Annotated in this window: 19 protein-coding genes and 5 tRNA genes; 14 read left to right on the top strand and 10 right to left on the bottom strand. The window is 47.6% G+C overall.

Annotation, left to right across the window (positions count from 1 at the left end; translation table 11 throughout):
- Positions 1 to 28: 28 nt before the first annotated feature.
- On the top strand, positions 29 to 2,596 hold the full coding sequence (locus tag L1285_RS13355) for a TonB-dependent receptor (RefSeq protein WP_235412731.1): 2,568 nt from the start codon (positions 29 to 31) through the stop codon (positions 2,594 to 2,596).
- A 114-nt stretch (positions 2,597 to 2,710) separates the two neighbouring features.
- On the opposite strand, the gene L1285_RS13350 is transcribed toward L1285_RS13355, so the two are convergent.
- The 3 genes from L1285_RS13350 to L1285_RS13340 form a co-directional block, all read right to left on the bottom strand.
- Complete coding sequence (locus tag L1285_RS13350; protein ID WP_235412730.1) at positions 2,711 to 3,259, bottom strand: NAD(P)H nitroreductase; 549 nt, start codon at positions 3,257 to 3,259, stop codon at positions 2,711 to 2,713.
- An 82-nt stretch (positions 3,260 to 3,341) separates the two neighbouring features.
- Positions 3,342 to 4,043 (bottom strand): HvfX family Cu-binding RiPP maturation protein, encoded by a 702-nt coding sequence (locus L1285_RS13345; RefSeq protein ID WP_235412729.1) that lies wholly within the window; start codon positions 4,041 to 4,043, stop codon positions 3,342 to 3,344.
- A gap of 142 nt (positions 4,044 to 4,185) precedes the next feature.
- Positions 4,186 to 6,147: an FAD-dependent oxidoreductase gene (locus L1285_RS13340; RefSeq protein WP_235412728.1), complete on the bottom strand. Its 1,962-nt coding sequence runs from the start codon at positions 6,145 to 6,147 to the stop codon at positions 4,186 to 4,188.
- Between the two features lie 241 nt (positions 6,148 to 6,388).
- On the opposite strand from L1285_RS13340, the gene sppA reads away from it, so the two are divergent.
- On the top strand, positions 6,389 to 8,260 hold the full coding sequence (gene sppA / locus L1285_RS13335; RefSeq protein WP_235412891.1) for a signal peptide peptidase SppA: 1,872 nt from the start codon (positions 6,389 to 6,391) through the stop codon (positions 8,258 to 8,260).
- 84 nt (positions 8,261 to 8,344) lie between these two features.
- The gene (ansA, locus tag L1285_RS13330) at positions 8,345 to 9,355 is read left to right on the top strand and encodes an asparaginase (protein WP_046004356.1); all 1,011 of its coding nucleotides are present in this window, start codon (positions 8,345 to 8,347) and stop codon (positions 9,353 to 9,355) included.
- A gap of 63 nt (positions 9,356 to 9,418) precedes the next feature.
- Here ansA and gndA read toward each other — a convergent pair whose 3' ends face one another.
- Entirely contained in the window at positions 9,419 to 10,792 is a 1,374-nt protein-coding gene (gene gndA, locus L1285_RS13325) for an NADP-dependent phosphogluconate dehydrogenase (RefSeq protein ID WP_235412727.1), read from the bottom strand.
- Between the two features lie 317 nt (positions 10,793 to 11,109).
- On the opposite strand from gndA, the gene pyk reads away from it, so the two are divergent.
- Positions 11,110 to 12,543 carry a pyruvate kinase gene (gene pyk / locus L1285_RS13320; RefSeq protein WP_235412726.1) on the top strand — a complete coding sequence of 478 codons (1,434 nt, stop codon included), beginning with the start codon at positions 11,110 to 11,112 and terminating at the stop codon, positions 12,541 to 12,543.
- A 69-nt stretch (positions 12,544 to 12,612) separates the two neighbouring features.
- Here the strand turns inward: pyk and L1285_RS13315 are convergent, their stop codons facing one another.
- The 4 genes from L1285_RS13315 to L1285_RS13300 form a co-directional block, all read right to left on the bottom strand.
- Positions 12,613 to 13,437 carry a LytR/AlgR family response regulator transcription factor gene (locus L1285_RS13315; RefSeq protein WP_046004352.1) on the bottom strand — a complete coding sequence of 275 codons (825 nt, stop codon included), beginning with the start codon at positions 13,435 to 13,437 and terminating at the stop codon, positions 12,613 to 12,615.
- Positions 13,438 to 13,441: 4 nt separating this feature from the next.
- Positions 13,442 to 14,512, bottom strand: a complete 1,071-nt coding sequence (locus tag L1285_RS13310) for a sensor histidine kinase (RefSeq protein ID WP_235412725.1) — start codon at positions 14,510 to 14,512, stop codon at positions 13,442 to 13,444.
- 163 nt (positions 14,513 to 14,675) lie between these two features.
- Positions 14,676 to 15,920, bottom strand: a complete 1,245-nt coding sequence (locus L1285_RS13305; protein WP_235412724.1) for an amidohydrolase family protein — start codon at positions 15,918 to 15,920, stop codon at positions 14,676 to 14,678.
- Between the two features lie 10 nt (positions 15,921 to 15,930).
- Entirely contained in the window at positions 15,931 to 17,313 is a 1,383-nt protein-coding gene (locus tag L1285_RS13300; protein WP_046004349.1) for an amidohydrolase, read from the bottom strand.
- Between the two features lie 590 nt (positions 17,314 to 17,903).
- Here L1285_RS13300 and L1285_RS13295 point away from each other — a divergent pair.
- Positions 17,904 to 18,263, top strand: a complete 360-nt coding sequence (locus L1285_RS13295; protein ID WP_235412723.1) for a DUF3718 domain-containing protein — start codon at positions 17,904 to 17,906, stop codon at positions 18,261 to 18,263.
- A 76-nt stretch (positions 18,264 to 18,339) separates the two neighbouring features.
- Here the strand turns inward: L1285_RS13295 and L1285_RS13290 are convergent, their stop codons facing one another.
- On the bottom strand, positions 18,340 to 19,032 hold the full coding sequence (locus L1285_RS13290; protein ID WP_235412722.1) for a DUF445 domain-containing protein: 693 nt from the start codon (positions 19,030 to 19,032) through the stop codon (positions 18,340 to 18,342).
- 134 nt (positions 19,033 to 19,166) lie between these two features.
- Between L1285_RS13290 and L1285_RS13285 the strand changes: the two genes are divergently transcribed.
- Entirely contained in the window at positions 19,167 to 20,021 is an 855-nt protein-coding gene (locus L1285_RS13285; protein WP_235412721.1) for a fructosamine kinase family protein, read from the top strand.
- Between the two features lie 78 nt (positions 20,022 to 20,099).
- A complete protein-coding gene (locus tag L1285_RS13280; protein ID WP_046004345.1) occupies positions 20,100 to 20,303 on the top strand; it encodes a CPXCG motif-containing cysteine-rich protein in 204 nt (67 codons plus the stop codon).
- A 21-nt stretch (positions 20,304 to 20,324) separates the two neighbouring features.
- On the opposite strand, the gene L1285_RS13275 is transcribed toward L1285_RS13280, so the two are convergent.
- On the bottom strand, positions 20,325 to 20,966 hold the full coding sequence (locus L1285_RS13275) for a riboflavin synthase subunit alpha (RefSeq protein ID WP_235412720.1): 642 nt from the start codon (positions 20,964 to 20,966) through the stop codon (positions 20,325 to 20,327).
- 138 nt (positions 20,967 to 21,104) lie between these two features.
- Between L1285_RS13275 and L1285_RS13270 the strand changes: the two genes are divergently transcribed.
- The 7 genes from L1285_RS13270 to L1285_RS13240 all read left to right on the top strand — a co-directional run bounded on the left by L1285_RS13270 (position 21,105) and on the right by L1285_RS13240 (position 24,436).
- Entirely contained in the window at positions 21,105 to 22,460 is a 1,356-nt protein-coding gene (locus tag L1285_RS13270; RefSeq protein ID WP_235412719.1) for an MATE family efflux transporter, read from the top strand.
- On the top strand, positions 22,432 to 23,418 hold the full coding sequence (locus tag L1285_RS13265) for a DUF3080 family protein (RefSeq protein WP_235412718.1): 987 nt from the start codon (positions 22,432 to 22,434) through the stop codon (positions 23,416 to 23,418). The genes L1285_RS13270 and L1285_RS13265 overlap by 29 nt, the downstream gene beginning before the upstream one ends.
- 126 nt (positions 23,419 to 23,544) lie before the next feature.
- Positions 23,545 to 23,621 (top strand) — tRNA-Val (locus L1285_RS13260).
- A 33-nt stretch (positions 23,622 to 23,654) separates the two neighbouring features.
- Positions 23,655 to 23,731, top strand: a tRNA-Val gene (locus tag L1285_RS13255).
- 33 nt (positions 23,732 to 23,764) lie between these two features.
- Positions 23,765 to 23,841 (top strand) — tRNA-Val (locus L1285_RS13250).
- 390 nt (positions 23,842 to 24,231) lie between these two features.
- Positions 24,232 to 24,317 (top strand) — tRNA-OTHER (locus L1285_RS13245).
- A 33-nt stretch (positions 24,318 to 24,350) separates the two neighbouring features.
- Positions 24,351 to 24,436 (top strand) — tRNA-OTHER (locus L1285_RS13240).
- Positions 24,437 to 24,529 lie beyond the last annotated feature (93 nt).

Here is a 24,529-nt window from a genome sequence, read left to right as displayed (position 1 = left end):
CAAGTATAATCAATCCAGAAAGAGTACTATGTTTAAACAATCTTTGATCACTTTTGCCATTACCAGCGCAATTTTTTCTTCTCAGGCCTCTGCCGCACAACTGAAAGGTAAAGTGCTGGATACCAATAATCAACCAGTTCCTAATGCCACCGTACACTTACATGGTAAGTCGCAGTCCGTTAAAACCGATATTAACGGTCAGTTTAGCATTAATGTCGATCAGGATTCACAGCTTCATGTAAGCAAAAATAACTTCGTTAACGAGCGTATCGATGTTTCTCCAGACTCTCCTTATGTCACAGTCAAACTGACACCGAGCTCTGTAGAAAGTGTTGTTGTCTATGCGTCTGCACTACACAAAAATAACATCGAAATGGCCTCTCCGGTAACTGTGCTTGGTGGTGACGAACTGAAAAACAGCGCGCAACCGACACTGGGTGAAACACTTAAGAAGCTTCCAGGTATTAATGCCAGCTATTTTGGCCCAGTTTCTTCTAGCCCTATTATTCGAGGCTTAGACGGTCCGCGCGTTAAAATCACCCAAAATGGCCTAGACAGCAGTGATGCATCTCGCGTCGGCCCTGATCACGCCAATACCAACGATTCTTTGTCAGCACAGCAAATTGAAGTGCTACGCGGCCCAGCTACATTGCTGTATGGCTCAGGTGCTATCGGTGGTGTAGTTAATGTCGTAGATAACCGTATCCCCACTGATGTGATTGAAGGGGTTCAGGGCGCAGCTGAGTTCAGCCACGACACTAACTCAAACACCAACACAGTTGCTGCTTTATTTGAAGCCGGTAACAACGGTTTCAACTTCCACTTTGACGGCGTAACGCGTAAAGGTGGCGACTATGAAACACCGCGCTTTGCCCTACCAGGTGAAGAGCATGAAGATCATGACCACGATGAAGCGCATCATGATGAGCATGAAGAACATGGTCACGACGAGCATGCAGAAGAAGAACATGGTGAAGAGTCACATGGCGAGACTGAATACGCAGAGCGTGTAGCTAATACCTTCATCGACTCTGAGCAGTTTAATATTGGTACCAGCTTCGTTGGCGATCACCTGACGGTTGGCTTATCTTACGGTCGCATTGAAACAGACTATGGGATCCCTGCCCACTCTCATGAACATCACGACCATGGCGACGAGCATGACCATGATGATCATGACCACGACGAACATGCTCATGACGACCATGATGAGCATAGCGAAGACGAGCACGATCATGCACATGGCGCAGAAGAAGAATCAGTCTTCGCGCGTGTTAAACAAGACAGATGGCAGGCGCTATTTAACTATGCATTGCATAACAACTGGATAGAATCTATTCAGGTGCGCGCAGGTTTTACCGATTATGAACACTCTGAGATTGAACATGGTGCAGTTGGAACAACGTTCACTAACGAAACAACTGAGCTTAGAACCAATATCGAGCATAGATTGGGCGAGTGGCACGGTATTATCGGCTATCACTTCTCTGACAGTGACTACGCCGCTGAGGGCGCAGAAGCGTTCACCCCAGCGACTAACACAAAAACACATGCATTCTACGTACTTGAAGAGCGACGCTTTGGTGATGTGACGTTAGAGCTGGGTGCCCGTGTTGAAGACTTCGCGCTGTCGAGCAACTTTACGTCAGGCCACGATGACCATGACGAGCATGATCATGATGACCACGGTCACGATGAGCATGACCACGAGCATGAAGGTCATGAAGATGAGCACATGGCCGAGGTGATCGACTATACACTGGATACGACTAACTTCAGTGCCTCAATTGGTGCTGTGTATGACTACGCAGAGGGACAAAATGTTGCCATTAACCTGTCTCGCTCAGAGCGTGCACCTCTGACTGCCGAGCTGCTGTCAAATGGCCTGCACATAGCCACCTCTACTTATGAGCTGGGCCTTGGCTACCACATCGAAGGTAATGAAGCACATTTCGAGCCTGAAAGCATAGAGCAGGAAAGATCAACCAATCTGGATATCAGCTTTAGACGCTTTATTGGCGACTTTGGTTATAATGTTAACTTTTTCTACAATGATGTCTCAAACTACTATTACCAGCGCAATACTGGCTACATGTATACAAGCGCACATGGTCTGGAAGTAGCCGATCATCACCATGATGGTGCCTTACCTGTGTATCAGTTTGAAAGCGCCGATGCTGAACTATATGGTTTTGAATTTGATGCCCACTATCAGATTGATGCCCGTAATCGCATTAAGGTCTTTGGTGACCATCTGAGAGCTGAGCTGGACTCAGGCGAATACCTGCCACGTATTCCATCGAACAAGCTGGGCACAAGCTACCGCTTCGAGCTACAAGACTTCATGGCTGAACTAAGTGCGACTCACTATATGACGCAGGACAACCTTGCGCAGTCAGAAACTAAAACAGACAGCTACACCTTGCTTGATGCAAGCTTTAGCTACAACTTCAGTTTATCTGGTGTAGATCTGGTTGGTTATGTGAATGTCGACAACATCACAGATGAGCTTGGCTTTGTACACAGCTCGTTTATCAAAGAGCAGGCACCACTGCCAGGTCGTAACTTCAAACTGGGTATTCGTGGTTACTTCTAAGTTTGTAGGCCCTGTTTATCTTACACGCTAATAGCAAAAGACAAACAGTTCCTATCTGAGCCCAATGCCGCCATCTGGCGGCATTTTCTTTTCTACCTCAAATACACCTTCGTATTATAACTTCGTAAAGAAGTCTTCAGGCTGATGCCTGACAGGTTTAGTGCACTGCACCGTTGGTGTGCCCAGATACAGGTAACCGACGATTTCATCCTGCTCATTCAGCCCAAGCTGGCGTTTAACTGAGCTGCTTTGTGCGAAGTAGCCTGTTCTCCAAACACCCGAAAGGCCCTGCGCAAAGGCAGCCTGCTGCATCGCCAAAACGCTACAAGCCGCACTTTCTATTTGCTCAATTCGGGGCACTTTAGGGTGCTCCATGTAGGGAGAAACGGCAATGATCAGCATAGGCGCGCGCTCAGGTAATGATTTGGCACGGTCGATGATACGCTGCTCTTGTTGCTCCTCAACGGCAGCCTGATGGAAGATCTCGCCCAGCCTCTCTCTGCCCTGCTCCTCTACCACAAAAAAGCGCCATGGCTTAAGCCCGCCATGATCCGGCACCTTAAGGGCGGCTTTTTGTATCACTTCCAGCTGTCTGGCATCGGGTCCCGGGAAAGACAAGTTGCTGTCGGATTGTCGCGTCAATAATAGTTCTATGGCATCCATTTGTAATTCCTAAAAATTCTGTTCGCTCACTATTCTAACGCGACACAGTCCTAAAAGTTTAGTACCTGTCTCTAAAAATCGCTTAGGGCAGATAATGCGGATCGGGTTCAAGTATTTTTCGAATCCAATGATCCACACTAAAAAAGCGCCCGCCACCGGTAAAAAACAGGCTTATCAGCATCGCGAAGTAAATGGCGGCGAACTCAATGCCATTGTTCAGAATCACGGGGTTACCGTATTCATAAAGGTACTCCGGCAGGCCATTGGCTTCTACTATTTCTTTGATACGGGACAGCCGCTCTGCCACCTCTGTACTGGCTTGCAGACTCTGCTCGGCAGCATCACTGCCCAGCCAGGCAAATACCTGCGCCGCGCTGGTATCCGGATTGCTTGGTGCGACCGAAAACCAGCCGTTATGCCAGTGCACCTGAGTGGCTGCGACAAACATAGTCACAGCAAGTGGCACAGACACCAGGCGCGTAGCCAGGCCAATTAACAACAACCAGCCCCCTAAGAACTCGGTCCAGCCGGCCAGGAACGCCAGCAGATCTGGAGCCGGTAAGCCCAGTCCCCACTGTGCGTTACCAAACCAAGCAACCACGTTTTCATCGGCCAGCAGACGCTGCCACCAATCGAGTTCGCTGTTGGCCAAGTTTAGTTTGCTGTATCCGGCGATGATCATCACAGGTGCCAGGATCAGCCTCAACATCAAAGGGGCCAGCCCATCAAGCAAGGAGGATTTGTCCAGTATGGAGCGATAAAGGGAATAGAGTGATTTAAGCATAAATAAAGTCTGTTATAACGATTGTTATAGAGTGTAGACCTTAAATCACCGTTTTTTATTGCAAAGGTTGTTGATTAAGCTGATACAAAACACGAGTATTGTGCCGATATGACATACCCGTGTCTTGTTTGAAGTGGATTAACTAGATTTTTCTGGCAACCTGTAGCGCTTCATAGATAGCACGCTTAGCGTCAATGGCTGCCGCTAGTTTAGCGCCGCCGATGACGTGTTGATTGGCAGGCATAGCGTCTTTATTGAACAAGGCATCGTTAGAGGTTTGTCCAATGCAGGCAACCACAGTGTCGACATCCAGAACACGTTCTTTCTCCCCTTGCTTAATCAGCAAGCCTTTGCTGTCGAATGAAATATATTCACACTCGGCTATCTGCTCAACGTTATGATGCTTTGCAACTGCACGGTGGATCCAGCCTGTTGTCTTACCCAGGTTACTGCCAAAGCGCCCTTCACTGCGTTTAAGCATGTAAAGTTTTTTCCCCGTTGCAGTGTCTGATGGCTGACACTCAATTCCCCACTGTGCTTTGAACTCATCAATACTCTGATCAGCCTGCTCGGCGAGAAAAGCAACCATGTCGAAGCCAATACCACCGGCACCCAGAATAGCGATTTTGTCTCCCAGTTCAACTTCTTTGCGGATCACTTCATCGTAAGCAAAAACACGTTTGCCATCGCTGCAAGTAATTCTGGACTGTCTGGGGCTCACACCCGTCGCGAAGACAATATCATCATAAGACTGAGCCATAGACGGCTCATACTCGCAACCAAGCTTCATGGTCACGCCCAAACGTGCCACTTCCTTCAGAAAGTAATTTAGGGTGTATTTAAAGTCTTCTTTACCAGGTATGCGCATTGCCAAGTTGAACTGACCACCAGCATGTTCGTTCTTATCAATCAGTGTAACTTTGTGCCCTTTCTTTGCCAGATAGCAGCTGGCAGACAGACCTGCGGGACCGGCGCCCACAACCAGCACCTGCTTAGGACTGTTGGTGCGCGTCAGTGGATAATCCAGCTCGAAACCTGCCTGAGGGTTTACCAGACAAGTTGCTCGCTTGCCTTTAAACACATGGTCCAGACAGCCCTGGTTACACCCGATACAAATATTAATTTGCTCGCTCTGGTTTTGTGCATACTTGTTGAAAAACTCAGGATCGGCGAGTAAAGGACGCGCCATGGAAATAAGGTCAGCCTCACCCTGATTGAGAATATCATTGGCAAGATCAGGCGTATTGATGCGGTTAACTGCAACAACCGGGATATCTACGACGTCCTTCAGGCGTTTTGATGCCTCACGAAACGCGCCGGCAGGTACCATGCTGGCAATCGTTGGCACACGTGCCTCATGCCAGCCTATGCCAGTGTTAAGAATGTCGACGCCGGCTTCTTCCAGTGCTTTGGCCTGCGCTGTGACTTCTTCGGCAGTTGACCCATTGGGGATCAAATCCATTACAGACAAACGAAATACGATGATGAATTTAGCCGAAACTTTTTCCCGCACCGCGCGGACTATCTCGACAGCTAAACGCATTCGATTTTCCAGCGTGCCACCGTATAAGTCCTGACGTTTATTCGTATGCTCAGCCATAAACTCGTTGATCAAATAGCCCTCTGAGCCCATGATTTCAACCCCATCGTACCCTGCTTTTTCTGCCATTCGGGCAGACTTGGCAAAGTCTTTGACGGTATTACGGATCATGCTCAACGACATAGATTTTGGCGTGTATGGGTTGATCGGAGCCTTAATCTCGCTGGGTGCGACATTAAATGGATGATAGGCATAACGCCCGGCATGAAGTAACTGAAGACAGATTTTACCACCGTGTGCGTGAACCGCATCCGTGTAGGCGCGGTGCTTGATGATGTCATAGCGGCTGTTGAATGAGGAGGAAATAGGCGTCAGCTTACCCCGCAAATTCGGGCTGTAACCCCCGGTGATGATCAACCCTACACCACCCTTTGCGCGCTCTTCATAAAAGGCCTTAAGCCGCTTCCTGTTATGCCATCCCTCTTCCAGGCCTGTGTGCATCGAGCCCATGACCAAGCGATTTCGCAAATCTGTATTCTTCAATTGTAATTTTTGTTCTAACATTGCGTGCCCCAATGTAACTGGTCTTACCTGTGAACATTAACGATTTTATATTTTTTCGCAAGCAAAAACCGCGACTAATTTCTGTAAAAGCCCCACCAATGATAGAAAAGTGATTGATTTTTACCCCATCGTCGCCATAAAAATACTTAGTTACGTTTTTGTTCTAACAGCGCAGAGGCAACTAAGTTATGATTAAGAATGAGTACATTCCACTAAGACATTCAGAGGTACGGCTTTGAAATTGATCGGTAAATTTTTTCTCGGTATCTGGCACGCGTTAAACTTTTCTCGTCGCCTGGTGCTGAACATTTTGTTCTTCTTTTTGATTATCGCAGCAGCGATCGGTATTTTTTCAGCGGAAGAGCAGCCCCAGGTCGCACAGGACAGCATATTGCGATTGAACCTGTCAGGCAAATTGGTTGAGCAACTTACCTATGTTGACCCGATTGATGCAGCAATGGGTGATGTGTTTGGCAAGCAAGACTTACCCAAAGAAATGCTGGTTGACGATGTCGTCAATACCATCAATACCGCAGCACGGGATCCCCGCATTAAGGCCCTGTATTTAGATTTACGGCATATGCACTATGCCCACCTGGATAAGCTGCGGGACGTAGCAGGTGCGATTGAGTCTTTTAAAGAGGCAGATAAAAAGGTCTTCGCCCACAGCCCTTACTTCAGCCAGTCTCAGTACTACCTGGCAGCCCACGCCGATGAAATCTCAATGCATCCTTATGGCGGTATCAATATCAGTGGCTACGGCTCTTACCCTATGTACTTTAAGGATGCACTGGAAAAGCTCAAGGTCACTCAGCACATTTTCCGTGTTGGCACCTACAAATCAGCAGTCGAGCCGTTTATCCGCAATGACATGTCCCCTGCCGCTAAAGAAGCAAACCAACTATGGCTAGACGCGCTATGGACGCAGTACAAACAAGATGTCGCGAGTAAGCGCGGTTTTGAGCTAACAAACTTTGACGAAACGCTAACGCAATATGTGGAAAAAATGGCCTCAGTCACGGGCGATTCCGGGCAGTTTGCTATTAAATATGGCTGGGTCGATACGCTTGCAACCGATCAAGAGTTCAACCAAAAAATGATTGATCTTGTTGGCACTCAGGATGAAGGAAAGCGCTATAAGCAAATCGCCTTTGAAGATTATTATGCCACAATTAACGCGCTCGATTTTGGCCCTAACCCCTTTGTCGAAAAAGTAGCCGTTGTGGTTGCCAAAGGCACCATAGTAGATGGCAAGCGCAAGGCGGGCATGATAGGTGGTGACTCTACCGCGGCGCTGTTACGTAAAGCCCGACTTGACGACAAGGTTAAGGCCGTAGTGTTACGAATTGATTCCGGCGGTGGCAGTATGTTTGCTTCTGAGGTCATTCGTAACGAAGTGTTGGCCATTAAAGCCGTAGGTAAACCTGTGATTGCGTCTATGGGCTCTGTGGCGGCTTCCGGTGGTTATTGGATTGCTGCATCAGCCAATGAGATTTGGGCATCGCCCAGCACGATTACCGGCTCAATCGGTGTATTTGGTACCATTTTGACATTTGAAAACTCACTCAAAGAACTGGGGGTATATTCAGATGGTGTCGCAACCACTGAGCTGAAGTCCTCCTCTTTGTCCCGCGGTCTGGACCCTAAATTTGCTCATGTATTGCAAATGGGTGTTGAAGATGCCTATCAGAAATTTATATCTGTGATTGCGGACTCCCGTAACCTGGCACCATCCGACGTCGATAATGTTGCACAAGGGCGTGTATGGCTTGCCACTCAGGCACATGAATTCGGCCTCATCGATGAGCTAGGTACCAAGCAGCAGGCTATTGAGGCCGCCGCTAAAATGGCAAACCTTGAGCATTACGAAGTCTACACTGTTGAACAAACGCTGTCGGAAAAAGAGCAACTGATCCAGGATATCTTCGGCTCAGCGACCATGCAATCATTGCTGGCAGTTGCTGATGAACCAAAAGAGCCACTGAACTCGGTTGCTCATGCGGGACTCAACCAGCTTTTCCAGCAGGTGCAACAGAGCGCTGCGATGATCACCCAGTTTAACGACCCCAACAACATCTATACGCTGTGTACCACCTGCGTTGTGGGTGAATAATGTCTCACTGATTTGACTGCATTGTGATGCTGCAGTTGATATAATTAGCCCGGACCAGGATCCGGGCTTTTTTTAGGTAGCAGAATGAAAAGAAAAAAAATCTATATCGCCTACACAGGCGGCACAATTGGTATGAAACAATCCAGCCGGGGGTATGTGCCCGTCGCGGGTTATTTGACAGAAACGGTCAAAAGTAACGCTGAATTTACCCGCGAAGAAATGCCGCTGTTCGACATTCATGAATACTGCCCGCTGATTGATTCGTCTGATATGTCGCCACAGCACTGGCAGCTGATAGCCGATGATATAAAAAGCAAATACGAAGAATACGACGGATTTGTTGTACTTCATGGCACGGATACCATGGCCTACACGGCATCGGCACTTTCTTTTATGTTCGAGAACCTGACCAAACCCGTGATCATTACCGGCTCACAAATTCCTTTGTCTCAGCTGCGCTCAGATGGCCAGGTTAATTTGCTTAATGCGATGTATCTTGCTGCAAATTACCCCATTGCTGAGGTCAGCCTGTTTTTCAATAACAAGTTATTCCGAGGTAACAGGGCCATCAAAGCACACGCCGACGGGTTTGACGCCTTTGCCTCGCCCAACATGGCCCCTTTGGCCCAGGCAGGCATTAATATTCAATTGCTTGAGGGCCAGCTAAGCCCATACGTTGATCAGGCGCTGCGCGTTACACCAATCGCCTCACAGCCTATCGCTGTGCTGCACCTGTATCCGGGGATCAGCAGCGCTATGGTAGCGAATGTATTACAAAGCGATATCAAAGCGCTTATTCTGCTCAGCTTTGGTGTCGGTAATGCCCCGCAACAGGAGGATATACTAAGCGCGCTTAAGGCTGCCTCAGATAGAGGCGTGGTCATTGTCAACTTAACCCAATGCATTCAGGGCCAGGTGAATATGGGTGGCTATGCAACCGGAAACGCCTTACTGAACTGCGGCGTGATCAGCGGCTACGATATGACGCTGGAAGCCTGTTTAACTAAGTTACACTACCTATTCAGTCAGGGCCTGGAATTAGAAACTGTGCGCCATCTGATGCAGGATAATCTACGTGGTGAGCTAACACGTTAGTCTTTCTCTTTACCAAAAAAAGCCCGGGCTTATGCACCGGGCTTTTTTGTTGTAACTCAGAGATTATCTGACTTTCGCATCAATGTGCGTAAGGTCAGTCAGGTGGCACGACTCGCCACTGTGTGTCTTGATACCATGTTCGCCAAAATAGTCACGTTGCGCCTGCACTAAATGGCCATTGCTCGGCGTACTCAGCGTTGCGATGTAGGTTTGTGTTGACGTGAGTACAGGGAATGCCAGTCCGCTTTGGATGGCCTGGCCTGCAATTTTACGCAATGCGTTCGCCGGGCCTTCCAGGGTATCTAAAAACTCAACGCCCTTGGCAATATCATCCAGGTAATCGGCTCTGATGATACATCCTGCGCGCCATGTCTGAAGCGTTTTATCAAGGTCAACTTTCCACTGATGCGACCTGGATGCCCCTTTTATCAATGCCAGGCCCTGGCGATAGCAAAGCAGGCTGGCAAAATAGAACGCATCTTTCAGCTCTTCCAGGTCTAAGTCGACACTGTTGGTGGCACGCTGCGCATAGGTCATCTCTTTCGCAGCAGGCGTGTCTATGGTGTTGGTCAGATGTCTGGCTTGCACGGCAGCCACCAAAGACGGTACGGCAATACCGAGCTCAAGGGCGTTTTGCGCCGTCCACAGACCGGTTCCTTTAGCGCCGACCTTATTATCAATAAGATCAACCACAGCTTCGCTGTTGTCAGTTTCCAGGCTGAGGATATGGCTGGATATCGCCAACAGATAGCTGTTAAGCGGCCCCTCTGACCAGCTTTTGAATACCTCAGCAACCTGTGCAGGTGTGCGCCCTGTGCCAATACGCAACAACTGGTACATTTCTGCGATAAGTTGCATCAGCGCATATTCAATCCCGTTATGCACCATCTTAACAAAATGTCCGCTGGCAGACTGGCCAACGCGCGCGAAGCAAGATTCGCCATTATGCGTTGCGGCAACTTTTTCAAACCAAGGGATTAAGCGCTCCCAGCCACCTTCTGAGCCACTGGCCATCATGGCAGGCCCATGTCTGGCGCCTTCTGCTCCGCCTGATATGCCCATTGTGGCGAATTCGAATTTGTTCTGGTACTTCAGTTTGCGTGCAATTCCGTCTTTGTAGTTACTGTTACCACAATCAACAATGATATCGCCCTTTTCTACGCCGGCTTCGATTAAGTCGTGACACACTTTATCTACCAGCTCACCAGCCGGAACTAAAAGTAACACAGATCTTGGCGTATCTAATCTTTTCACCATGTCAGCAAGATCGGAAACTATGTGAAGGCGCTCGGCAATGCCCAATGACTGCGCACAACTCAACAGCTCTGCGCCCGCATCCGGGTTTTTATCATAGGCAACTAATGTCATGCCCTGTTCTATCAAATTTAGCGCGAGGTTTTTCCCCATCACACCCAAACCAACTAATGCAACTTGCATTAAGTTTCCTCCTCGGTAACAAATTCTATAATCTATCGGTAACGCCCGTCATTATACCCCAGCTGTGTGGGATATAAAGCGCTCAGCTTACCTGGCTGATCCCGCTTATCTGGTTGTAAATCAAACAATTTTAGATAAGTGTGGCATCTCACTGACAAAAAGTCGTGATTGACGACACCTGACACCGGTGTCATAATCAGTTCATATAGATGATATAATTTAATTTGCATGTTAAAAAGGGCTATAAGATATTTCTTTCTTAAAACCCAGCAAGTTATCTGGATCAAGTCACCGAGACAAGTCAACAGGAGAACCTGATGCTTAGACGCACAAAAATCGTAGCAACGTTAGGGCCAGCTACAGATAGAGATAATAACTTAGAAAAAATCATTCGCGCAGGTGCAAACGTTGTCCGTTTGAACTTTTCCCATGGTGTAGCGCAGGATCACAAAGATCGCGCAGAGGCTGTGAGAGAGATCGCTAAAAAATTAAATAAACATGTCGCGATTCTGGCTGATTTACAGGGCCCTAAAATTCGCGTTTCAACTTTCAAAGATGGCAAAGTAGACCTGGCTGTCGGCGCCAAATTTACACTGGATGCCGATCTCGATAAGGGTCAGGGCACCATTGAATCTGTTGGTATTGATTATAAAGAATTACCAAACGACGTTAAGCCAGGCGATTTATTACTACTGAACGACGGTTTGATCCAGCTGACAGTAGATAACGTTGCAGGTAATAAAGTGCACTGTACTGTGACTGTAGGTGGTATTCTGTCGAACAATAAAGGGATCAACCGGCTAGGTGGCGGTCTGACTGCCCCGGCATTTACCGACAAAGACAAAGAAGATTTACTGACAGCAACAGAAATTGGCGTTGATTACATTGCAGTCTCTTTCCCGCGCAGTGGAGAAGATATGCGCTACGTGCGAGGGCTTGCCGTACAGGCGGGCTCAGACGCACAGTTACTGGCTAAAATTGAACGTGCAGAAGCCGTAGAGTCAATCGAAGCGATTGACGACATCGTACTGGCCTCTGATGCGGTTATGGTAGCCCGTGGCGACCTGGGTGTTGAAATTGGCGATGCCGCATTAGTCGGTAAGCAAAAACAAATCATCAGCCGCGCGCGCTCACTGAACCGAACTGTGATCACAGCGACGCAAATGATGGAATCAATGATAGATAACCCAATGCCAACCCGCGCTGAAGTGATGGACGTAGCCAACGCCGTACTGGATGGCACAGATGCGGTTATGCTATCAGCAGAGACGGCTGCAGGGGATTATCCGGAAGAAACGGTCGCCACCATGGCGCGTGTTTGTCTTGGCGCTGAGTCTCAGCCACAAACCCATATCTCAAAACATCGCCTGGACAGCATGTTTACCGACACCTCAGAGACGCTGGCGTTGTCGGCTATGTATGCGGCCAACCACCTTACTTCAGTCAAAGCCATCGTGGCACTGACGGAGTCGGGGAACACAGCTAAGCTGATGTCGAGAATTAGCTCTGGCTTGCCTATCTACTCTCTTTCACGACATGCCAGAACATTGGGCCAGACGGCGCTTTATCGGGGCGTTTATCCGGTTTATTTTGACTCGACTGAATGTAGTGCAGAATCCACCGTTCGCGATGCGCTAAATACTCTGGTCGAAACAGGTGCGCTGGAACAAGGCGATACGGTGATCCTGACTCACGGTGACGCAATGGAAACCATTGGTGCAACCAATACAATGAAAATTGTCACCGTTTAATAGCACAAGTCCGGGTGGCGTCGCTGCCCGGAAAATCCTTCCTCATTAACGTATCGTCAATGAATTGGCTTAACTTGCCAATGCCGCTTTCACTTTGTCGCGATAACTTCGGCTTACTTTCAGCTCCTGGCCATTTTCAAGCACCAGCAAATACTCACCACTGCTTTGCGTCACCAGCTTGCTGATCTGCTTGGTATTCACTATGGCCGAGCGATGGACACGGACAAACAGTTTAGGGTCCAATTCCTGCTCTAGTTCTTTCATTGTCTTGCGCAGAATATGCGTTTGCCCATCAGAACAGTGCAAACACATATAGTCTCCGGCAGCGTCGATCCACTGGATTGAGGCAGCTGAAACGCGAATGATTTCGCCCTGCTCTTTTACCGCGATTGATTCAGGATACTTTTTATCTTCAATGGTATCGCCGGTGGCCAGTTTACGCAGAATTTCTTCGCAGTTATTGCCTGTGATACCGGCAACGAAGCTGGCGAGCTTTTTCTTATGAGCATTGTCTTGTTGTGTTTTCAAATAGCTATGCACTTTTTCAACCGCCTGTTTTAGTCTGTTGTCATCTACGGGCTTTAGGATGTAATCTAAAGCATGAATTTCAAAGGCTTTTACTGCATAATGATCAAAAGCAGTGACAAACACGATGGCTGGCAGCGGCTTAACACTTTCACTGAGTGCTCTGGCCACTTCAAAGCCATTCATGGTTGGCATTTGAATATCTAAAAATACCAAATCTATTTGCTGATTGGTGCACAGCTCAAGTGCCTGCTCTCCAGAGCTACACAACTCGATAACGTCTATGTCTTCTATTTGCTTTAAGCGCACCGCCAGGCCTTTTCTGGCAAGGGACTCATCATCTACTATTAGCGTTCTGATTTTGCTCATTACTTTACTTCTCAGCCTTTTCAAAAGGAACTCGTATATTCACCTTCAATCCAGAAGGTGTATTGTGCGCAAGCACAAATGAATAGTTGTTTTCGTATAGCGTTTTCAATCTGTCCTGAGTGTTGGCAATCCCAACGCCCTGCACGTCACTTAACTGGCCATTTTCTATCGTTGCGCCCGGCCCGTTATCGCCCACTTCTAACAATAGCTCATTGGCAAAAACCTGGGCTCTTATCTCAATTTTGCCACCGCTGGCCATGTGTGCAATAGCATACTTGATTGAGTTTTCGATTAAAGGTTGCAAAATCAAACTGGGCACCAATGCCTGTTGCGCTTCGTCTGTGATATCGAACACCACTTCCAGGCGTTCATCAAACCGGACCTTTTCGATATTCAGATACAGCTTGAGTGCATGTAACTCCTGCTCCAGCGGTACTTTTTTGATTGGATCTGTGTTTAGTGTGTAACGTAAGAAGTCACTCAACCTGGAGACCATCTGATTGGCGTCTTTGTTTTCTTCAACCAGGATTAAGGTCGAGATCGCATTGAGCGTATTGAAAAGAAAATGGGGGTTAAGTTGATAACGCAGCATCTTTAATTGCGCTTCGTGGGCCATGGTATTGGCTTTCAGGGCCTTTTGCCGCTCACTTTGCAGCAACTGATAGTACTTAATGCCGAAATACAGACCACTCCAGCACAAAATGATGTACACAGAGTCCAGACCTTGCTGTAGGTAATAATACCACTCCTCTGGCCGGTAGCCATGGCGGTAGATCTCCCACATATTGAACTTTTGCACAACCGACCATAGCGTGCCGGTCAGGTAAGAGGCACTAAAGACCACAAAAATAAGTAATAAGGGCTTGGCATTCCAAACTTTTCGATAAAGGTAACGCAGAGGGACTGTCATCAGACAACCGGCATAGGCGTTGAGCACGATCACGAAAACGTAAATATCGCGCATTTCGAATACTTTTGACCCTATGTAGTTTACTAATGCATAGCCAATCCAGCCTGCAATTTGTAAAACCCAAAAAAATCGCTGTCGATTATCGACCAGAGCTTGCCACTTCAAACGTTTATAACCTCTTAAGACTTAGCCAAATTATATCCTATGGCAAGGCTATTCAACAGCACCAGCGGTCTTACTTTTCTAACGGTTAAACGCAAATGGGCGAGGTCAAAACGCGTTTCTTTGTTAACAAAAAAGGCCCTTGCGGGCCTTTTGAATACCATGATTATTTGGTGTATGCACGCGGCATATCAGAATCAGTGGTATAGCGTTCTCTGAGTTTATCGTGACGCGACTCTGTACTCACCTCTTCACCGTTGATCCAGAGCTTATCTAAGGTGGTGTTAAACTCGAACGGATCAGCGCTCCACAGTACCAGATCGGCACGTTGGCCAGCGGCGATTTTACCGCCATCTAAACCAAACACGTCCGCAATATTGCTGCTGACGGCCTTTAGTGCGCCGTCATAACTCATGCCATGGGCAACAGCAATACCAGCATCAAAGCGCAATTGATACAGGTTGTGCGCACCTTCAAAAGCAAATCCAGACAACAGGACTTTGACGCCTGCGCGTTCTAGCTCACCGGCGTTGGTCAGATCAGCGTGTAATGAGCTGAAGCTGGTTGGCAGATTAGAAACGGCACTGATCACAACCGGGACATTGGCTTTGGCAATTTGCTCTTTAACCAGCACGGCATCGTTCACGCCCCACAGGACCAGGTTAAGGCCAAACTGCTCTTTTACTTTCAGAACCTCAAGAATGTCTGATGCGCGCTCCACTTCAACAACCACTGGCATTTCGCCTTTTAAGACTGCCGTCAGCACTTGCTCTTCCTGGCTTGGCTTTTTGGCCGCCTCTTTAGCGTCTTTTTTGGCTTTTTCAGACAGCTTTTGCTGCTGACCTTCCAGCTTTTCAGTCAGGGTTTTATACTTCATTGCCCGCGAGCCACTGCCGCTTGCATCCATATCTACCACTAAAGCGGTGTGCGTTTTCAGAACACTGTTAAATTCACCCGATAAGTCGACAACAAATGCCAGACCTTCAAAAATGCTTTTGCCACCATGAGGCACGACCACATTCTGCGTAATACCCCCTTTGCGGCCATAAGGAATAAGCGAAGAGCGTGGATTGAATGCCGGGCTGGCATCAAAGTCAACGTCTGCCTTATCATCACCAGCATCTCTGGAGCCAGCGACAGCGCTCACTTCAACCAGTCCCAGCTGGTTCATTGAGCCAATAAAGCCTGGTGTCAACACTCTGCCCTGTGCATCAATCGTAATATCTGCGCTCACATTCGCTGGGTTGATTGCACTGATGGTGCCATCTTCAATAACCACAGTTGCCCCTTCCAGGGTACCCGCGTCAGTCAATGTGTGAACCTTGGCATTGGTGATTGCTGTTATCTGAGCAAAAGCGGCAGAAGAAGCCAACAATGCGCTGGTCAATAAAGAAACCTTAAACTTATTCATCATTTACTCCTTAGCGCTGACCCAGCATAAAATCACTCACCGCTTGATACTTCTCATCAAAGCGGTCATATACCTTGGCTCCGTCTATATACACGGTTTCAGCTTTGGAATAAACGCTAAATGGGTTGCGATCCCAGATAACAATATCCGCTTGCTTGCCTTGTTTTACCGAACCGGTTTTGTCTTCAATACCAAGAGATTTAGCGGCATTGTATGTGATCCACTTAATAGCATCTTGCTCTTTCAGTGAGAACCCAGCCTGGTTCGCGGTATTCATGATTTTGGCCGCTTCATGGTTCAGACGCTGAATCGTGGTGTCTGAATCGGAGTGAACAACAGCACAGGAATTCTTAACTGCATCTACGATTGCCACATTTTCTGGCACCATGTCGTACGCTTCCATTTTGAAGCCCCACCAGTCCGGCCACAATGCTGCACAGTTGCCATTTTCAGCAAGTAAATCAGCGACTTTGTACGCTTCAATACCATGGTGGAAGGTACCCGCGTGATAATTAAACTCTTTAGAAAGGTCAATCATCATCGCCATTTCTTCGGCTTTATAGCAGTGGTTGTGGATTAAAATTTCACCGTCAAGTACACCGCGAAGCGTATCCATACGAATATCACGCTTTGGCGCATCCGGATTCAACCCCGCAGCATAGGCCGCCTCGTATTGTTCCCAGGCCTGCTTATATTCAGTTGCTTCTGCCCAGGCAGCACGATATCCAGCCATGTTACCCATGCGGGTATATGGCGCTACCCCTTTACCACCATAGACACGTTTCGGGTTTTCACCACAAGCCATTTTCAGACCATAAGGCGCATCCGGAAACTTCATGCCCTGCATAGTTGGCGACGGCACGTTTTTCAGCGTGACGCTGCGGCCGCCAAACAAATTAGCAGAGCCTGGCAAAATCTGTAATGTAGTGATCCCGCCTTCACGCGCTCGGTTAAAGCCCGGATCTTGCGGCCATACTGAGTGCTCTACCCAAACTTGTGCCGTATTGGGCTTGGTAATTTCGTTACCATCGGCATGAGACTCGACTGACGGACTTGGGTAGGCGCCAAGATGTGAGTGTACGTCAATGATCCCGGGGGTTACCCACTTGCCTTGTGCATCAATGGTGACATCAGCTTGTACAGACAGATCTTTACCAACCTGGCTGATTTTACCTTCTTTTAGCAGTACATCTGTGTCTTCAAGTAATTCACCTGTACCTGTCAGTACAGTCGCATTAGTGATTAGAGTAGAGCCTTTGCTGTGAGGCTGATAGGTACTTGGATATGGATTTTTTTCAATGGTGACTTTTTCTTTCTGAGGGCCTTTGTCCTGGCACCCTAAAAGAACTGTACTTAATGCAAGTACAATCGCCGTTGGCTTGAATTTTTGCATCATTTTTCTCTTATTGTTCTGCGTGAGTGATCATCCCGCAGTCTATTGGCTAACAATTGACGTAAAATTGCAACTGAGTTTCGACAGTTCACAATATAGCTCGGTCACCTGCACATTTCGAGTTTTCTTCAGGCGAGAGAAACACTTCTGATTTTTCTGCTCACTGGCCCAACCAGCCCCATACGTATTGAGCTTAAGCACATCTCATAGCTAAGCTTTTTTCTCAATGACATACAACCAGGTGTCGCATCAGTTACCACCAGAGTTTGGCTGGCAACTGTGGTGCATGCCACGACCAGACACACTTACAGAAGCATAGACATACTTTTGACACAGGTATTAATCTGAGCTCAATCAAACGAAAACATCGCTATAATAAAACAAAGAAAAATAGTTAATCGAAAAATAATTGCCCAGGAAAAGCCCAGCTTGAGCTTACGTCAGACACAACTATATCATTAAAATCAGCTTGTTACTTGAGGTTTTTGCAGCAGACATAGTTACTTACATTCGGTTATTTCATGGTTACAGCATTTTGCACCGTTCGCATTAATACTTGTTGTGAGCTTTGTATAAATCTGGAGAAAATCATGAAACTTGCCGCGACTTTATTGCTTTCCCCACTACTTCTGGCCACCAGCTTGTCTGCCACTGCCGGAAATGTTGAATTTGTAGCAGCAGATAACAGTGTTGCGACTCAACTGTGTGTCGCAGTTGGGACCAACCACCGCCTCACACTAATTAAAGAGCTACAAGACCATCGCATCAGCAGAGCCATTGTTGCCGACAAACTCGTCTGTAACGATATGACAGTGCCTCAGTTTGCCAAAAAGTTTGCGCTGCATAAAACGGCGCGCTTGCTGAAAATCGACTTTACCACAGACACTTCTATCCGAGATATTGCAATGACTGACAGTAAACAGGCGGTCGTTGTTTCGGGTTCAAGATAAGTGTGCGAAATACATACAGCGCATTGTGACTGACTTCTAACGCCCGTCACGATGCGCCAATTGTCGCGCAACTAGGTTATATCAAAGCCGCGATCAGGCCAAACAAACCACCAAAGACACCACCCCAAACGACCAGCCAACCAAGATGAGTATGGATCATGTCCTGAATGATGCTCTTGACCATCGCCGGCGTTAACTCTTCCAGGCGCTCTTCTACGGCGTGTTCAATGGCCACTTTCACCGCATCAACCGACTGACCACTGCTCAGTAATCCCGATAGTTGTTGCTGAAACTCCGGACCTTCACTGATCTCAAACAGCGCTTCCTTCATCTTATCGGTAAAGCTGTCTTTCATCGGTTCAATCGCTTCTTTTCCGCCTACCATGGCCAAGATGGCGCCGAACTGAGAAGCCTCAATCACCTGCACCAGCTTATTGAACGCAGGTGACAAGTCCGTCTGTGTGATCACAGGTTTGAGGTCCAGCTGGATTTCATTTTTTTTGGCAAAGCTGCGTAGCTTGTCGTCATTAAAAAATTCTTCGAGTATCAACTTACGAATGGCCGACTTGAACTCTTTGAATTTGATGGTGATCACACCCGAACCATACAGGCCCGGTACTTTTTCGAACAACATATGAATTGCGAGCCAATTGGTCACGGCCCCGGACAAGGCAAATAAGCCCATAGTCAACAACACGTCAAGATCTAACAACCAGCCGAGCAGCACAACTGCAGCGGCCAGGATATTCGTCGCTAAACTTTTACTCATCAGTGCCTCTTTTGATCTGAGTATTTTGTTCGGCCGCATATTGTAGTGAATTTAAATCTCTCTACAAGTATTTGTGTTATAGCAAAAATCGATCATAGTTTAGGATATGTGTGGTACTTAACCATGGCGCTACTATGTGGAATCTTGTAAACCAGTATATCAGTGATGCAATCCATGAACACTTCGAGTACACCCGAAAAACGCAATTGCCCTGCAACGCGCATGCGCGTTTATTTAAAATCGAGAATGATCATCACAGCTATCTGGTTAAAGTCGATCATGTCCAGGCACTCGAGCGCTTTGAATGCGAAGCCCGTAACCACGACACCCTGATCCGCGACAGTGACTTTCTGGTCGCTGACACCATCACAATTGGCTCCAGTATCGAGTTTTGCTTTTTAGTACTAGAGTGGCTGGAAACATCAGGAGAGCTAGAAGACTGGTTTAGCTGCGGCACCACCCTGGCCAAGTTACACGCACGCCATGAACAACAAATGTATGGCCTGGAAGAAGACAACTACTTTTTTGATTTGGCACAACCCAACCAGTGGCACAAAAAGTGGGAAGTATTCTTTGCAGAGGAGCGCATCGCCTGGCAACTCCAGCTGTTAGCCGAAAAAGGCATTAAGCTGGTCGATATTGACCAATTTGTTGAGCATATCAAACCCATGTTGCCACATCAGGTGGCCCCTTCTTTACTGCATGGTCACTTCTGGCGCGGCAATATCGCCTTTGCACAGGGCAAGCCCTGTTTGTTTTGCCCTTCTTGCTACTATGGTGACAGAGAGGTCGACCTGGCATCCAGTGAGCTCTTTGCCCCCTTGCCCCACGCGTTTTATGAAGGCTACGACAGCATTTATCCGCGCCTGGATGGGTACGCAGAACGCCGTCGTATTTATCAATTATACCCGCTGCTGTGCCATGCCAATATGTTTGCAGGAGATTACCTGAAACAAGCCGCCAGCCACATTGAAACTCTGTACAAATAAGTGCAACTTTACTGTAATAATCCGCAATGCTGCTATAGTTATTAATGCGAAAAATGGAAAACTCGTTGGAGTAAACTCATGAAGCAGCTGTATGACCAACGTATCAGTTGTCCGCATTGCGGTCACCATATCTTTGTTAGTCTGGACGCCAGCGAGGGCGATCAGGATTACTACGAAGATTGCGCAGCCTGTTGCAATCCAATCCACTTGAATATGCACATTGACTACGCAATTAATAAACTTGAATTGAGGGTAGATTCAGACGACGAGCAAGTGTTTTAACAGGCACTGAGTGTGCCTGTCTTACAACGAGAAATTGCCTCGGTTTTTACGCAGATAGTGCTCTACGGTGTTCACTGTCGTGTAGGTTTGCTGGTCAACCTCAATGTTAAATACCTCTCCAACATGGGCTAAACCAATATTGGTCAGGGCCAGCGTTTCCGGGATGAGATGCAACCAGAAGCCATCTTCTTCAAGTTTGCCTACCGTTAGACTCGCACCGTTGACACTGATAAAGCCTTTGTACAGGATGTACTTTTTCCACTGTTCTGGTATTGCAAGCTTAATTCGGCAATTGTCGGCTTCGCGAATAAAGGCCAAGATCGTAGCCAGGCAATGTATATGCCCGGATACGATGTGCCCGCCCAGCTCTGTGCCAAAGGTAACTGAGCGTTCAAAGTTGACCCGATCACCTTGCTGTAACGCACTCAAATTGGTCAACTTAAGTGTTTCGTCAATCACGTCAAAAGACACCTGACCTACGACATCTGCCCCTCTGACCTCAAAGTCAGTCACGGTCAGACAACAACCATTGATTGCGATACTGGCACCATGAGTTAACTTTTCCAAATGATGGCTGTCGACCGACAGTACCAGTTTCATGATCCCTTCACGTAAAACGGCACTGACCACCGTTGCTTGAGTCTGTACAATTCCGGTAAACATAACGCTCAGATTTTCGAAAATAGTGGCGCGCAGTGTATCGCAAACAGTCATCAGATTAAACAGCCCTTTCATCGGATAAAAGTGGTAAGTTTTTAGGAAGTTATTTAAGATTAACGTTTTAGGAGAACCAGACTCAGTATGAAATTCGCTTTATGGGAAGCTAAGCGCCTGGTACGCCTTGCTACCCCCGTTTTTTTTGCCCAAATCACCTTAGTGCTTATGTCGGTTGTCGACACTATGATGGCAGGACAAGTGAGTGCCGAAGACCTCGCTGCGCTGTCAATTGCAACCGGTACCTGGAACCCGATGATTTTCTCATTGCAGGGGATTTTACTTGCGATCACCAGTATGGTTGCTTACTGCGACGGCGCCAAACAACGTGACGGTATCAAGACCTATTTCCAGCAAGGTATTTACCTGGCTCTGCTGCTCTCTTCTTTGGGCTTTATCGCCAGTGCATTCACGCCTTTGGTATTTGCACAGATCGGTGCCGCCAGTGGCATTACAACACTGGCACAGCAATATATTGATTTTGTAAAATGGGGCCTGCCTGCCTTTTTGTTGTTTTCAGTCTATCGTAATGTGACTGAGGGCGTTGGCAATACCAAAGCCGCTTTGTACATTAGTTTGCTCGGCCTAGCAGTCAATGTCTTTGCCAACTATGTCTTTATTTATGGCAAATTTGGCATGCCGGCCCTGGGTAGTGCGGGATGTGGCCTGGCAACGACGCTGGTGTTTTGGGTCATGGCCATCGCCCAGCTCATCTATAGCTTTTACAACAAATATCTGGACGGTCGTTGGTTAATTAAGGGGTTTGCACGCCCTCATGCTGCTACTCAGTTCCAGATAGTTAAACTGGGTCTGCCCATTTGCCTTGCGACTTTCTTTGAAGTGACCTTGTTCGCCTGTATTCCTCTGTTTATTGCAGACCTGGGGGCAATCGCGGTGTCCGGACACCAGATAGCCGCCAGTGTCACGACTATCCTGTTTATGTTGCCGCTGAGCCTGTCCATGGCAATCGCGATACGCATTGGCACCTTATCCGGTGAAGGGCACTACTCGCGACTGGTGAATTCGGTCTATACCAGCTTTGTGTGTGCTGTCGTGGTCTCAGTTATAGTCGCCACCTTTACTTTTGTGATCCGCAACGAAATTGCCTGGGTATATACTCAAAACGCCGAGGTTGCAGTACTCGCTTCGGGGATAATCGTGCTGGCTTGTATCTATCAATTGCCAGACGCTTTGCAGGTTGCCGCCAATGGCGTATTGCGGGGGTTAAAGTACACCAGCCCTATCACCATAGTGACGTTTGTCTCTTACTGGTTGATTGGCTTCAGTCTTGGCTTTGTGCTGGCAAAAACGGATTTACTCGTACCGGCCATGGGCGCTAGAGGATTTTGGGTTGGTATTATCGTCGGCTTAACCTGCGCTGCGATATTGCTACTGTATTTTGTGAGGAAACGCCTTGATACGTTACGTCCTGATCCTGTTTAGTGCGGTATTGACGGCCTGCACACCGGTGGCCACTGATACCAATCAGGAATACGCGAACAGACTGGCCCATGTCCTGGACTTGTCTCCATTAAAAGTTGAAAAGCCAGATCCCCTGGCGCCATTCAAAGCATCCAGGCCTCAAGCGTCTTTTAAACTCTCTGTTTTACAGCTTGCTAATCTTGGGCACTGCGCACTTGCACAGGACGTTGCCATGCATAATAACCAGCTTGGCAAGTTGGCCGTGCCCAGCGAGGTCTTTAAATATCAGCTGCGCTTTATTCAGCTGGCAGACCAATGTGTAGAGGACAGCAGAACCAGCGACCCAGAAGTCAAACAGGTCCTGGCGCAAGCAGCGTCACACAAACGCTCGGCTTTGAGTCAGTATTTCGCTTTTATGCTGTCGTCAGAGGCTGAGCTGACTCAATTTACCAGACTGACATTTGACGAAATCGATAAGCGCGGCACCGATAATGAAATTCAAGCCAACGAAGGCCTGGCCACCTTGGCATCCATCGCTAGCAACCTGTCAACGCCAGAAAAAATTGACCCGGAGCGCGTCACGCCCGCCCTCAAGAAACTGAATAACAACCACTATGTTCAGACTTTGCTGACCAGTGCACGCAAGCAAATTGACTGGAACCAAGCGTTAACCGCATGGCTATCGCAAGTCGAGCTACAAACAGCCGTGTGTCCTGAGGGGAAAAACAAGCGCAAAGCCGAGATATTGCACAATATATTCAATAAGTTTTCGATATCAACATTGCAACCTTACCAGGCACAACTCAGTAATCAGCTGCAGGATTTAAGTGACTCTATGGCAAAAATTTCGGCGGCTGTACCCTATCTTCCCTACCCAAATCATGCTGAAGCGCTGATGGATGAACTGAAAACATCGAGCCGACAGCATGCACAGTGGTGGCAGCGCTTTTACAAAGTGTGTAAAGTTGCACCGGTATGAACGAAAAAAGTGCAAACAAACATTAATTTAGCAAATTTACTTGATCCCACAGAACGCTCGCTATATATTAGCGGCCGTTGGCAAGTGACTTAATGCAACAAAACAGTCATATCAGCTCAACATTGTACGACCGTAGCTCAGTTGGTTAGAGCACCACCTTGACATGGTGGGGGTCGGTGGTTCGAATCCACTCGGTCGTACCAACTTATTTAATAAGTTAAAACTCAAATCTCAGTACGACCGTAGCTCAGTTGGTTAGAGCACCACCTTGACATGGTGGGGGTCGGTGGTTCGAATCCACTCGGTCGTACCAACTTATTGAATAAGTTAAAACTCATATCCCAGTACGACCGTAGCTCAGTTGGTTAGAGCACCACCTTGACATGGTGGGGGTCGGTGGTTCGAATCCACTCGGTCGTACCAAATCATTTTATAAGTTAAATCCCATATCCCAATAAGACCCTAGCTCAGTTGGTTAGAGCACCACCGCTCTCTATGACCCGGTCCAATGGTCGGTGGTTCGAATCCACTCGGTCGTACCAACTTATTGAATAAGTTAAAACTCATATCCCAAAAAGACCCCAGCTCAGTTGATTAGAGCACCACCACTCTCAATGACCCGGTCCAATGGTCGGTGGTTCGAATCCACTCGGTCGTACCAAATCACTTTATAAGTTAAATTTCATATTCCAAAAAGACCGTAGATCAGTTGGTTAGAGCACCACCGCTCTCTATGACCCGGTCCAATGGTCGGTTGCTCGAATCCACTCGGTCGTACCAACTTATTTGATAAGTTAAAACTCATATTTCAATACGACCGTAGCTCAGTTGGTTAGAGCACCACCGCTCTCTATGACCCGGTCCAATGGTCGGTGGTTCGAATCCACTCGGTCGTACCAACTTATTTGATAAGTTAAAACTCATATCTCAATACGACCGTAGCTCAGTTGTTTAGAGCACCACCGCTCTCTATGACCCGGTCCAATGGACGGTGGTTCGAATCCACTCGGTCGTACCAAATCACTTTATAAGTTAAATCTCATATTCCAAAAAGACCCCAGCTCAGTTGATTAGAGCACCACAGCTCTCTAATCATTATTAAACTTAGCTC

The organism is Pseudoalteromonas sp. DL2-H2.2 (genome assembly GCF_021532535.1).
Lineage (GTDB): Bacteria > Pseudomonadota > Gammaproteobacteria > Enterobacterales > Alteromonadaceae > Pseudoalteromonas > Pseudoalteromonas rubra_A.
This window is presented reverse-complemented; position numbering and strand designations above follow the sequence as displayed.